The organism is Brevibacillus sp. BD137, from assembly GCF_041644655.1.
In the GTDB taxonomy this organism is placed as follows: domain Bacteria; phylum Bacillota; class Bacilli; order Brevibacillales; family Brevibacillaceae; genus Brevibacillus; species Brevibacillus brevis_D.
Genome location: NZ_JAOTNO010000005.1, coordinates 48029 through 60906, shown reverse-complemented (window position 1 = coordinate 60906; position 12878 = coordinate 48029). Strand labels below are relative to the sequence as shown.

The following is a 12878-nucleotide window of genomic DNA, read 5'->3' as shown; positions in this document are numbered from 1 at the left end:
TTTATGAGTGAAAATGATAAAACCAATGCGAGTCCATTCATGGTTCCCGCTGAGATTGATCAATACATTCGCAGAGGAATGGAACAAGCAAAAGAGCTGCGTCAAAATCGGAGCCGCAATCGGTGGATACGCGTGGGGTCTAGTCTGGTTGCTTGTTTGTTCATTTTCGTGTTTATTTTTTCCGTTCGACTTTCACCTGCTGTTGCCGCTTATGTCAGCTCGATTCCTGGGATGGACAAAATCGTTGAGTTTCTTCGGGATGACAAAGGCTTGCAAAAAGCAGCAGAACACAATCTTGTCCAAAATATTGGCGCCAGTGGTTCAGCAGAAGATGTGACGTTTACCATCGATCAAGTTTTGGCCGACGATAAACGGATGGTTCTCTTCTATACTATAAAGCATCCATTTACTGATAAAGAAGTAGCCCTGCACAAGATCGAGTTGTTAGACCAAACGGGAAAGGAATGGGAGCATGGTGTATCTTGGTCAAGCATAGGGAGAGAAGAACCTGTGATTCAGGATCGTATTGATATTGTCATCAATGAAGCCACTGAAATACCCGATGCAATGACTGCAAAAGTCTCACTTGCAATCAATAATCTCGAACAAAAGACTCCTCTCTTGATCGACTTTGCTGTAGATAAAAACAAATTTAAGACCTTTGACAAAAAAGTGTACCCCGTGATGAAGGAAGTCATGATCGACGGTCAGCGTTTCACGATTGAACACATCGCAGTCTTTCCTACTCAGACTGAAGTGAGCATTCGCTTTGATCCAGCTAACCAAAAGCACGTATTTGATTTCGATAAGCTGAGACTCGAAGATGAAAAAGGAGAAACATTTGCTTTTTGGGGAAATGGCGTTCCTGTTCGGGACAACGGTGAGAATGGGAAAGTATACCATCTGGAAAGTATTTATTTCGTTGAGCCCGAAAAGCTTATTATCAAAGCCGATGGCATTCGTGCCATAGACAAAGATAAATTGCAAATCGTAATCGACGCGAAGGCAGGCACATTAACAAACGTGCCAAATGATCGCTTAAAATTAACGGCACTACGTCAAGTTGATGATGTGGTGGGTATGGACTTTTCTTTGAAGGTTCCACCCCAAGATAAAAACTCTCATATCTCCTTAGGGTATGACCTGACTGACGATGTGGGAAATGAATATGATTATGTGCAAGGAAGCACCCACTCGACAGATGATGAATCCATTCAAGAATATTCCATGCTATTTAAACGAAAAACAAGCAAAGGTACGCCTACTACTTATTCCTTTCCTCTGTCCAGCTATCCTGAACGACTTCAAGGGACTTTTTCTATTGAAGTCAAATAAAAAAATGCCCCTTCAGCGATTGTTTGTACGGCATCGCTGTGGGGCATTCATTTTTTGATTCGTCAAATCAATCTACAACGGCCCAGTGATTGGTCGGCCCATGCCCGCCACCCAATTGCGGAGCAGTCTTAATAGCTTCGAAGATAAAGCGATTTGCTTTTTCAACCGCAGTGATGAGCGGTGTATTTTTGGCTAACTCTGCTGTAAGAGCCGCTGAGAACGTACAACCTGTGCCGTGCGTATGGCGTGTATGAATACGCTCATGGGATATTTCATGGAAGGCGGTACCATCGAATAAAATATCAACGACAACGTCCCCTTGCATATGTCCACCCTTCATCAGGACATTGCGGGCGCCTAACGCATGTATCGCTTTTGCCGCTTCGCGCATCTCGTCTGTCGTCTCGATTCTCATGCCAGTCAAGCATTCTGCTTCTGGCAAGTTAGGTGTGACGACTTCCGCCAGCGGCAACAACTCTGTTTTCAATGCAACGATCGCCTCATCCAGCAGGAGTTTTGACCCTCCCTTGGCAATCATCACCGGGTCTACCACCAGCTTTTTCAGGCCAAATGCTTTGAGCTCTTCCGCAACAGCACGAATGATATCAGCGTTGAACAGCATGCCCGTTTTCGCCGCGTCAGCGCCAAGATCACGCAGCACCTCATGCATTTGCTGAGCAACTGCCTCTGTCGGCAATGGATACACACCTGCTACGCCCAATGTATTTTGTGCAGTGATTGCTGTGATCGCACTCATTCCGTACACACCGTGTTGATGAAAGGTTTTCAGATCTGCCTGAATCCCAGCTCCCCCACCGCTATCTGAACCCGCTATCGTCAATGCTTTCGCAATCGTGCTCATGATATTCCCTCCTGCTTTCCACCTTTTCTCACCTGAGTATACCATCCGCTCGTCCCATTCGGTATACTAAAGGAATGTTTGCCAACAGTCATGCAAGGAGGCATCTGCATGTCCTATCGGATTTTTTATTGGTTGACCTTTTTGGTTCCAACCATCATCATCGGGGGTTTTGAATTCATCCGTCACGACTTTCTGCTGCCCTATATGTCTATGGAAGCCGGAAATGTGTACATTACCCTCTTGACGCTCCTTCTCTCTTTTTTATTCGCTACCTGGATGTTTCACACCCTTAAACAAATGAATGCACGAATTATCGAGGAACAAGCTCGTCGCGCTGTTTATGAAGAGCGGGAACGCCTTGCCCGCGAATTACACGACGGGATTGCCCAATCTCTGTTCTTCCTCAACGTAAAGCTGAAGCAGGGACACTTGGACGATGCACGGATCGCTGTATCTGCCATCGACAATCATGTGCGGCAAGCCATCTTTAACTTGCGCTCATTGCCAGAAGAAGGCAGTCTGGATCAGCGCCTTGAGAAATGGCTGGCGCAATGGAGCGCTTTATCTGGAATCGACGTTGCAAGCGAATTACATGTCAAAGACGGCTTTTTTACTCCCACCGCAGAGGTACAACTGTTCGGGATCATTCAGGAAGCTTTTGCAAACATTCGCAAGCATTCTCAGGCTAAGCATTCGTGGATTCACCTCACGACAGATGAACCAACTGGCTGGGTTCTCTCGGTTGAGGACGATGGCATTGGGATTTCTAACCCTTCTCCCGATACGAAAAAATACGGTCTGTCCATGATGCGCGAGCGAGCACGCCAGTTGAACGCATCCATCGACATTCAGTTACGACCGGCAGGCGGTACGATCATCCGCTTATCTTCTCATTCAGGAGGAAAAACACTATGAACGCTTACCGTGTATTGATCGCCGACGACCACCCGATGGCTCGCATGGCCATTCGCAGCCTGCTTGATCCCGATCCCTCTTTTGAAGTCATCGGAGAAGCACAAAATGGCGAGGAAGCCTTTCTCCTATGCGGACAAATACAACCGGACCTTGTGCTCATGGACATCAACATGCCGAAATGGAGCGGACTCGAAGCGACCCGTGAGGTCAAGAAAGCATACCCGCACATCAAGGTAGTCATTCTCAGCGTCTCCGATGACGTTGCTGACCTGATCACGGCCATTCAATTCGGTGCCCAAGGTTACTTGCTGAAAAATTTAGAGCCTGACGACTGGATTAACTACTTGCATGCCTTGCTCGGCGAGGACAGTGAGTTGACCCGCGAAATGGCAACCCGGCTCATGTACCGCTTCCGTCAAGAAGAGGCGACGGATGAAATGGTACCAGCTGTTCTGACCCCGCGAGAGCGAGAGATCGTCATGTATGTGGGAGCCGGAAAAACGAATCGGGAAATAAGCGAAGCGCTGATCATCGCAGAAAACACTGTGAAAAACCACCTGAAAAATATTCTCGAGAAGCTGCAATTGGCCAATCGCGTCCAGCTCGCTGCTTATGCAGTTCGCCATCATTTGGTTATCAAATAAAAAACATTGCTTTCTGCTCGATCAACTGTCATCCTTAGAAAGATACGTTTTCCACAGACATAAGAAATGCAGGTGATCCGCATGATCGAAGTCAAGACCTCCAAACTTAGCAATGGAGAATTAAATAGAGGTGTATTTGCAACGCAAGATATCAGAAAAGGCGACCTGATTCATGAAGCGCCCGTGCTGCCCTATTTGAACGAAGAACATGAGCATATCGAGAAAACCTTGCTCGCGGATTATGCATTTGAGTACGGTGCTAATCACACAGCCTTCTTGTTAGGGTATGGCATGCTATTTAATCATTCCTACACGCCAAATGCCACGTATGAGATTAACTTCGACAACCACACGTTTGACTTTTATGCGTATACGGACATTCAAGCGGGTGAAGAAATTTTAATCAATTACAATGGCGATGAGGATTGCGATGATCCTCTCTGGTTTTATGAAGACCAACCGAAAGAAACAGATGATACCAAATAAGCGTACGCCTTAAAAAGAAGGAAAACCCGGAAACTGACACTTGAAAAAAGTGCCGTTATCCGGGTTGTTCTGTGTAAAGGGACGTACTATAAACGCAACCATTTCGCGAAGTACTGTTCATTCACTGGATAATACGCTGTGGCAAAACGAACAAACTCAGGCGTATCCACCTGTTTGTAGGCGTACGTCTGATAATACGCTTGCAAAAACTCCCAGCCATCCGTCGCATCGCCATATGTTGTAATCAGCTTCCATAGCTCTTTTACAGGTTGACCGTACACCGGACCCACGATCGGTCCCTTGCCAAACTCATCCAGCGGCAGATTGGAAACCGATTGGGTCGCGTCAGCTTGTTCAGCAAAATAAAAGCTGGCATCCCCTTTTTTCTCAACATCGTAAAAATAGAGCGTCGTGGCAAGCTCTGTTATTCCTTCGTCCAACCAGGCGTGATGGAACGGATCATTCGAGACCACTCCATAGAACCATTGATGGGCAATCTCGTGCACCACGGTGTGACTTAAATCGGGGTCCACACTCCCCATGTGTCCGACCGTCACCACGCCAGGATATTCCATACTTGCGGTTTCATCCAGCAGGATATCGAGTTGTTTCTGGGGATACGGCCCCAATTTTTCCGTGAATTGTTCAAACGATTTTTCCGCAGCTTGCAGGGCGACTGTCATCGCTTCCTTGTCTGCTTCCTTTCCCCATACCCGAAGCTCGACACCCTTGACCGTTTTGCTTATACTACGCATTCCTTTTACAACTGCGATGAATACTTCCTTCGTATTTTTCACATTTATATTACCGCTCTGACTGCTCGATGCCTTATCCTGATCAGACGAGCTGATGACCGTATACCCTTTCGGCAAGCGGTACGAAATAGAAAAATCCGCATGGCTCGTATGATACGATTCGCCTCGAAGCGAGTACGGCTTCTTATTCCATCCGTCTTTCCCCTGGTAGGTAGCTAGCATCGGATATGCTTGCGCCAAATGAAAGCCATTTTCCGTACGGTCAAAGCGCAGTCCTTTTCGCGGAACGGTAAACGCATATTTTACGGTTACCTCTCGATTCTCATTTAGCGCAAGCTTGTCGGCAAGTGGGATGACAAGCGTATCACCCGTTAGTTGATACTTCGCTTTCACACCATCCAGTTTGACGTCACGAATTTTCACTTCCGCTGCGTCCTCGAAGAATGGAGGTTTGTTCTCTTTCGTAAATGCATTGGGGAGGAAATAAAAGATCAGCTGATCCCATTCGTCCTTGGAACGATTTTCAACGATGATCTTGGCCTCAGCGGTAAACTTTCCTTCTGGTGACATCTCAAACTTCAGGTCGTACGAGCCTTTACTGCCATCTGCTATAGGCTTGGCTATGAAGTCGTCTCTCTTCCCCACCGCAGGAGACTGCGCCCCTACCCGTTCTGGCATCCACCAGCCACTCCCTGATCCACCGAGGACCAAAGCCAACAAGGAAGCCATTGTCGTGGCCTTGAGCAAACGCTGCTGCCACTTGATTTCCTTCCTAATCGATATCAACGTAAACCCTCCCAACCTCTCTCCTTATCGTCGAATCGTTTTCTCGAAAAAAGATAGCCATAGACCGGGCTTCACTTCTTTTTCATCCGTCAAGGTAAACCCACGTCTTTCATACAATCGAACAGCCGGTTCATTCAAGGAACCAGTTGCTACGACGATCCTGCTGCAACCATGCTCGTGGACAGAGGCTAGCAATTGACTCGCGATTCCCTTACGAAAATGAATAGGGTCGACAATCATTCGGTGAATATCCAACGTTTCCCCCTCGATCATAAAAGAAACAGCCCCTGCCAGCTCGTCTCCCTCTATGTAGCCATAAAACGTTTCCCCACATGACCTCAGTTGTTCTACTGATTCTCGCAGAGGTGGAATATCTTCTGTTCCAATTAACTCCGCCTCTACACGATACGCTCTTTTCTGCATGTTCCAAAGTTTTTGTACCGTTTGTTCATCCTGTAAATCTAGTCGCACGATCATTTTGTTTCCCCCGCTTTTAACTTTCTGGAGCTGATTCAAAGCTGTAATACACATAAGGATCTTTGGGAGCAGAGACAGCTTCAACCTGAGAGGCTTTGAGAACAAGCATGTCATATCCGTCTACCTGACGCAGCTCTAGCTTTCCGCGTACTTTTACCCAGCTATCTTTTTTCCATTTGTCCGCATCCTTCTTTTCCACCAGAACGCCATAGACACTGGAATCTGCTGTACAGCAGGTGACGGAGAACCGCGCCACGACAAACTGCTGCTTGGTAAAATCAGGCTGTCGATATACAAATCCCATCGTCTCAAGCTCTTTTCCAGCAAATTCTTTTGCATATAGCTCCATCGTAGTGAGTCCGTCCAAGAACATTTTGTCATTCAGTTCAATCACTGGTTGTTTATGTAAAAAGACGGCTATATCCGTGTAAAAGTCACCAAATCCCACGTTCGAGAATCGTTGCCGCAATTGCTCATCGTCTGTTGCTTGCACCGGGGGTATAGCTACTTGATTGGTAGCCTCTGGCTGTGGTTCTACGTTTGGCTCAGCATCTTCTTTGACTCCTGCTGTCTGCTTCACATTCTCTGTTGCATTCACATTCGCATTCGCCGTTACATCCGCCAGCTTTCGTACATCATTGCTGAGTAGCGTGATCCCCCGCTTTTCCGCTACATCACTGCCAAGAATTTTATCCGGCATGAAAAATCCCATTACGATGGGTAGCACAAACAATCCATAAACCAAAAAGGAGCCCATGGGTGTACGTGGTACTTTGTGCTGCTCCTCACAATCGCAATCGTAAACGCTACTGCCAACAAAAATTTGCCGTATGCTGACCATTGTCAACAGAGCCAGTATGACGAGCGTGACATAGCTGAACATGTGCAATCGGGGTGCGAGATAGTGACTGAGTGCTTCCGACAGAATCAAATAGGCCAACAAAGCTGTAATGCCCGCCAAAATCAAACTGCGCATGATGTGATGACGCTTCAATTTATTTGGATCCATATTCTCCTCCTTACATCGGCATAAGCATCGTGATGCCAATCACCAAAAGCGTAATAGCTACGACCAGCTTGACAACAAAACCAAAGCGAAACGTTCCAAATAGCATCAACGTCGTTTTTAAATCGAGCATGGGACCGAAAACCAGAAATGCAAGCAACGAGCTGCTTGAAAACGTATTGGCAAAGGAAGCAGCAATAAACGCATCCGCCTCTGAACAAAGCGAAAACAAATACGCCATCCCCATCATGACAAAATGGGAGGTGAGCGGCGTTTGACCGATGTCCATGAGCGTATCCCGGCTGATGTACACCTGTAAAAGCGCACTGATAAACGCACCAAACAACAAATATTTCCCCATGTCAAAAAATTCGTCCACTGCGTGGGCAAATGTCGAGGACAGCTTTCCACTCGTCGCTTTTACATGATCGGCTTCATGACTGATTTGCGCTTCCATGCCGAGCCGTATCGGATTTTTTTTGACAAACAAGAAGACAAGCATGCCCACTATGAGCGCAACAACGAATCCCGCAACGCCCCGGTAGAGAGCCATTTCCGGCTGACGGGCGAAAGCGACATAGGTCGATGACAAAACAACGGGATTCACAATCGGTCCCGCCAATAAGAAAACAATCCCGACTGACAGCGGCATCCCTTTTTGGATCAAGCGACGAACCACAGGGATAATGGCACATTCACAGACAGGGAACAAAAATCCAAGCAACCCGGCAAACGGCAGGGCCACGAGTGGATGTTTCGGTGTCCAACGCCTCACCTGCTCTTCTGTCACAAATGTCTGGATAAATGCCGAAAAGAATACACCCAAGAGGACAAACGGAATTGCTTCCAGCCAAATACTAAGGAAAAAGGTTTTCACATCAAGCCATAAAGGGGACCACTTTATGCTCCAACCGGAAAACAAGCTGCTGTCACTTCCCATCGTTAACCAAACGACACCTAGACCAAGCAGAAGCGCCCCGATTATTTCAACTAAAAATTGGCGAATCTTCAGAATCAAGCGGGAGTTCTCTCCTCTCTTTTTGTAAATAGGTATCATTCCTATTTATATACAGACACCTATTTTTCCTTCTTGTCCTTTACCTTTTTTACAAAATGAACAGGTTGTCCAGCCTTCCCTTCCCCTTATATCCGTCTTATAATGGTGAAAAATCGTACGGTTCGGGGTGAATGAAGTGAGCGAAGACATTCAGCGCGTTCCCACTGATCTAGAGGTTTGTGAAGTCCAGACGATCGATGAAGAAAAAGTAAACAGGCTTCGGCCTAGAATGACGGAAACGGATGGTGTCGCCCCTCTCTTCAAGGCTCTCGCAGACGATACGCGAGCAAAAATTATTTACGCGCTGGCACTTGAAGGAGAACTATGCGTTTGTGATGTCGCAGCAACCATCAATAGTTCGATCCCGAATACCTCTCACCATCTGCGCTTGTTAAAAAACATGGGTCTTGCCCGGTACCGCAAAAGTGGCAAGCTCGTCTATTACTCACTCGATGACGATCATGTCCGCCATTTAATCATGTGTGGTATTGAGCATGCTGCCGAATTGAGGCAATCAAAACCGTAAATCCACTGGCTTTTAAACAGGTCCGTCACTAATAGTGGCGGCCTTTTTTACTGATTTTCAAAAAACATTCAAATGATTACTTGAATATAATAATGAGTATGGTATGATTTAGGTAATCAATTACCAGAAAGAAGGCCCGAATCATGAACGACTATGACGTCATCGTAATTGGCGGGGGGCAGGCAGGACTTGCTCTCGGATCTGCACTCAAGCGTAAAAATCGCCGTTTTGTCATCGTGGAGCAAAACCAACGGATCGGGGACAGTTGGCGGCAACGCTACGATTCGCTGGTGCTTTTTACACCACGTAAACATAATCAACTACCTGGTCTTACGTTTCCCGGAGAGCAGAATACGCTCCCAAACAAGGATGAAGCGGCAGACTACCTAGAATTGTACGCCAAACATTTCGAATTGCCTGTCATGCTTGGTACGACCGTTATGGAGCTCAGCAAAATTGGTTTCCGCTTCCAAGTACGGACACAAGACCGTCTGCTCTACGCGAAGCAAGTCGTCATCGCAACAGGGCCATTTCATACGCCGTTTATCCCAGATATTGCGAACAGCTTGGACCACACCGTTCATCAACTGCACACTTCGCAGTACAAGAATGAGAGCCAGCTTATCGACGGCCCAGTCCTTGTCGTTGGCAGTGGCAACTCTGGGGCACAGATTGCGGTAGAGCTCGCCGCTCATCGACCCGTTATTTTTTCACAGGGAGAATCACGCTCCTATTTGCCAAACTTCATATTTGGAAAACCTATATTTGATTACATGAAGACATTTGGATTACTCGATGCTCCCCACTCCACTTGGATCGGCAAGAAAATGCGCAGCTCACCCGATCCGATATTCGGCTACAAAAAGCAGGTGCGCGAGCTCTCTCGCTCAGGAGCATTGCGGTTGGTTTCTCGAACCGTACAGGTTAATGGGCAGACCGTTTATTTTGCAGATGGAACAGAAGCAACAGTCAATAACGTAGTGTGGGCCACTGGCTTTCGACCAAACTACGATTGGCTGAGTATTCCAGATGTGCTTGATTCGAAAGGCAGACCCATTCATCTTCGGGGTATCACAAAAGTGCCTGGCCTATCCTTTCTTGGACTTCCATGGCAGCATACGAGGGCGTCAGCGCTTATGGGCGGCGTAGGAAAAGACGCCCTTTATCTAGTGGAACATTTATAAATTATTTTCTATAAGGAGGATTCTATCATGGGCTTTCACCATCACGATCATGGAGATGGACACGATCACGATCACCATCATCATGGAAAAGGAGCCAGTAAACGAGCTCTTCTCATTTCTTTCCTCATCATTGCTGTATTTCTGGTTGTAGAAACCATCGGGGGCTTCCTCACCAATAGTTTGGCGTTGCTCTCTGATGCTGGGCATATGTTGAGCGATGCATTAGCACTTCTATTGAGCTTGATCGCTGTTCATTTCGCTGCACGACCACCTTCTGCAAAGAGAACATTCGGGTTGAAACGTTTTGAAATCTTGGCTGCACTGACCAATGGTGTGACACTTGTACTGATTTCCTTGTTCATTTTCTGGGAAGGGTTCCAACGCATGTGGAATCCGCCTGAGGTTGCCAGTGGCTCCATGATCATCATCGCCACAGTCGGACTCTTGGCGAATATTACTGCAGCCATGGTACTCATGCGTGGCGATACCAAAAACAACGTCAATGTACGCAGTGCCTATCTCCACGTTCTCGGCGATCTTCTCGGTTCTGTCGGGGCAATCGTTGGTGGTATCCTGATGTGGGCTTTTGGCTGGTACATTGCCGACCCGATCATCAGTATCGTCGTGGCAGTCCTGATCATGCTGAGCGCATGGCGTGTAACGAAAGAATCCGTCAATATTTTGCTGGAAGGCGCCCCTTCACGCCTGGATACAACAAAAGTGGAAGAGTCACTCAGTCAGCTGCCTGGAGTTATCAAAGTGCATGACCTGCACATTTGGACGGTTACTTCCGGATTTGATTCCCTGACCTGCCATCTGGTTGTCGAGGACGATTTGCCCAGCTACCCTGTGTTAAATGACGCTCTAAGTCTTTTGGAAAAAGAATTCGGCATTACACACGCTACCATCCAGATTGAGAACTCCTCTACTCGACATGGTGACTTACATTGCCAGGCAACTTCCGATTCGCACGATCACGATCATAACCATGAGCACGACCACGACCATCCACATGATCATAAACAACATAGCCATTCCTAAAAAAAGAAAACCATCTCCCGGCATTCGAGAGATGGTTTTTCCTGTGGATTAATCTTCCATCGTAGACAGGTCACCAGTTGGTAGACCTAATTCCCACGCTTTCAAGACGCGGCGCATGATTTTTCCGGAACGCGTTTTTGGCAACTTGTCGCGGAATTCGATTTCACGAGGAGCAGCATGTGCAGCCAGTCCTTCTTTCACAAACTTGCGAATTTCTTCCATCAACGCTTCACTTGGCTCATACCCAGCTCGCAGCGCGATGAATGCTTTGATAATTTCACCACGAACCGGATCTGGTTTACCAATGACGCCTGCTTCTGCTACTGCTGGATGCTCCACGAGCTTGCTCTCTACTTCAAACGGACCGACTCGCTCACCGGAAGTATTGATCACATCATCAATACGGCCTTGGAACCAGAAGTAGCCTTCTTCATCCTTGTATGCAGAATCCCCGGATACATACCAGCCTGGGATGCTGAAGTATTCTTCGTACTTCGCTGGGTTGTTCCAGATTTGTCTCATCATAGCTGGCCAACCTGTACGGATTGCCAGATTCCCCATTCGATTCGGTGGCAGCTCATTTCCACGGTCGTCAATAATCGCTGCGTATATACCTGGGAACGGCTTACCCATCGATCCAGGCTTGATCGCCATACAGCGATAGTTAGAAATCAGCTGAGCACCTGTTTCCGTCATCCACCAGTTGTCATGAATGCGTTGATTAAACACGCGCATGCCCCAGTGTACGACTTCCGGATTGAGCGGTTCTCCAACGCTCAGGACGTGACGAAGACTGGATAAGTCAAATTGCTTGACGAGTTCATCCCCTGCCCCCATGAACATACGGAACGTAGTCGGAGCACTGAACCAGATCGATACTTTGTTCTTCTCAATGACTTTATACCAGTCTTCCGGAGTGAAACGTCCGCCACGTACAACAATTGTTGCTCCATTCAACCAAGGTGAAAAAATGCCATAAGAAGTACCCGTTACCCAGCCAGGATCGGCTGTGCACCAATAAATATCATCCTCTTGCAAGTCGAGAATCCATTTCCCAGTTTGGTAGTGCTGGATCATGGCATTGTGAACATGCAGAACACCCTTTGGCTTGCCCGTTGAGCCTGAGGTGTAATGAAGGATCATTCCATCCTCACGATCAACCCATTCGATTTCCAGCTCGGTAGAGGCTTCTTCCATCGCTTTTTCAAAGCGGATGTGGCCTTCTTTTAGCTCCTCTTCTGCACCTACAACAATCACGTGTTTTAAGGCAGGCAGGTCGTTAACGGGTATGCGTGGCAATAGTGCAGGTGTCGTAACGATCGCAACGGCTTCGCTATTTTCCAAACGATCACGCACAGCCGCTTCCATGAACGCCTCGAACAGCGGTCCTACAATTGCGCCAACCTTGATTGTGCCTAAAACGCTTACATAAAGCTCCGGCGAACGCGGCATAAAGACGAAAACGCGGTCTCCTTTTACAATGCCCAAATTCCGCAAAACATTCCCGAATTTATTGGATAATTCGCTTAATTGCGCGAAAGTATAGGTCTCGTCTCTCGTCGCATTGCTGTACATCAAAGCAATTTTGTCTTTCCGATCAGTAGCGAGATGTCGATCAATGGCTTCATACACCATGTTCACTTTCCCGGTTTCATACCAAGAGAATTGCTTCTCCACATCTGCCCAATCAAAATTCGCATATGTTTCGTCATAATTTTTCAGATTATAAGGGCCTTCCGTTGCTGGAATTTTCTCAACGTTCATGTCTTCACTCTCCCACTCTACATCGTTTTTCTCACTACGC

The 12878-nt window shown here is 47.2% G+C and carries 13 protein-coding genes; 7 read left to right on the top strand and 6 right to left on the bottom strand.

Annotated elements, in window-relative coordinates; translation table 11 throughout:
* Window positions 1–3: 3 nt before the first annotated feature.
* The gene (locus tag ODZ53_RS12850; protein ID WP_372677523.1) at window positions 4–1335 is read left to right on the top strand and encodes a DUF4179 domain-containing protein; all 1332 of its coding nucleotides are present in this window, start codon (window positions 4–6) and stop codon (window positions 1333–1335) included.
* Window positions 1336–1402: 67 nt separating this feature from the next.
* Here ODZ53_RS12850 and thiD read toward each other — a convergent pair whose 3' ends face one another.
* Window positions 1403–2197, bottom strand: coding sequence for a bifunctional hydroxymethylpyrimidine kinase/phosphomethylpyrimidine kinase (gene thiD, locus ODZ53_RS12845; RefSeq protein WP_064199742.1), 795 nt, complete (start codon window positions 2195–2197; stop codon window positions 1403–1405).
* A gap of 108 nt (window positions 2198–2305) precedes the next feature.
* On the opposite strand from thiD, the gene ODZ53_RS12840 reads away from it, so the two are divergent.
* The 3 genes from ODZ53_RS12840 to ODZ53_RS12830 all read left to right on the top strand — a co-directional run bounded on the left by ODZ53_RS12840 (window position 2306) and on the right by ODZ53_RS12830 (window position 4242).
* The gene (locus ODZ53_RS12840; protein WP_199926695.1) at window positions 2306–3112 is read left to right on the top strand and encodes a sensor histidine kinase; all 807 of its coding nucleotides are present in this window, start codon (window positions 2306–2308) and stop codon (window positions 3110–3112) included.
* Entirely contained in the window at window positions 3109–3756 is a 648-nt protein-coding gene (locus ODZ53_RS12835; RefSeq protein WP_012685827.1) for a response regulator, read from the top strand. Before ODZ53_RS12840 ends, ODZ53_RS12835 begins: the two co-directional genes overlap by 4 nt.
* An 81-nt stretch (window positions 3757–3837) precedes the next feature.
* Window positions 3838–4242: an SET domain-containing protein gene (locus tag ODZ53_RS12830; protein ID WP_199926696.1), complete on the top strand. Its 405-nt coding sequence runs from the start codon at window positions 3838–3840 to the stop codon at window positions 4240–4242.
* An 86-nt stretch (window positions 4243–4328) separates the two neighbouring features.
* On the opposite strand, the gene ODZ53_RS12825 is transcribed toward ODZ53_RS12830, so the two are convergent.
* From ODZ53_RS12825 to ODZ53_RS12810, 4 genes are read right to left on the bottom strand one after another with little or no spacing between them, the layout of a single operon-like run.
* The gene (locus tag ODZ53_RS12825) at window positions 4329–5783 is read right to left on the bottom strand and encodes a M1 family metallopeptidase (RefSeq protein ID WP_372677520.1); all 1455 of its coding nucleotides are present in this window, start codon (window positions 5781–5783) and stop codon (window positions 4329–4331) included.
* Window positions 5784–5807: 24 nt separating this feature from the next.
* Entirely contained in the window at window positions 5808–6260 is a 453-nt protein-coding gene (locus ODZ53_RS12820; protein ID WP_372677518.1) for a GNAT family N-acetyltransferase, read from the bottom strand.
* A 16-nt stretch (window positions 6261–6276) separates the two neighbouring features.
* Entirely contained in the window at window positions 6277–7269 is a 993-nt protein-coding gene (locus tag ODZ53_RS12815) for a TIGR03943 family putative permease subunit (protein ID WP_372677516.1), read from the bottom strand.
* A gap of 10 nt (window positions 7270–7279) precedes the next feature.
* Window positions 7280–8284, bottom strand: a complete 1005-nt coding sequence (locus tag ODZ53_RS12810; RefSeq protein ID WP_372677514.1) for a permease — start codon at window positions 8282–8284, stop codon at window positions 7280–7282.
* A 175-nt stretch (window positions 8285–8459) separates the two neighbouring features.
* On the opposite strand from ODZ53_RS12810, the gene ODZ53_RS12805 reads away from it, so the two are divergent.
* From ODZ53_RS12805 to ODZ53_RS12795, 3 genes are all read left to right on the top strand, one after another.
* Window positions 8460–8849 (top strand): ArsR/SmtB family transcription factor, encoded by a 390-nt coding sequence (locus ODZ53_RS12805; protein ID WP_372677512.1) that lies wholly within the window; start codon window positions 8460–8462, stop codon window positions 8847–8849.
* A gap of 143 nt (window positions 8850–8992) precedes the next feature.
* Window positions 8993–10033, top strand: coding sequence for a flavin-containing monooxygenase (locus ODZ53_RS12800; RefSeq protein ID WP_372677510.1), 1041 nt, complete (start codon window positions 8993–8995; stop codon window positions 10031–10033).
* Window positions 10034–10060: 27 nt separating this feature from the next.
* Complete coding sequence (locus ODZ53_RS12795) at window positions 10061–11074, top strand: cation diffusion facilitator family transporter (RefSeq protein ID WP_372677508.1); 1014 nt, start codon at window positions 10061–10063, stop codon at window positions 11072–11074.
* Between the two features lie 48 nt (window positions 11075–11122).
* Here the strand turns inward: ODZ53_RS12795 and acsA are convergent, their stop codons facing one another.
* Window positions 11123–12838, bottom strand: coding sequence for an acetate--CoA ligase (acsA, locus tag ODZ53_RS12790; RefSeq protein ID WP_012685818.1), 1716 nt, complete (start codon window positions 12836–12838; stop codon window positions 11123–11125).
* Window positions 12839–12878 lie beyond the last annotated feature (40 nt).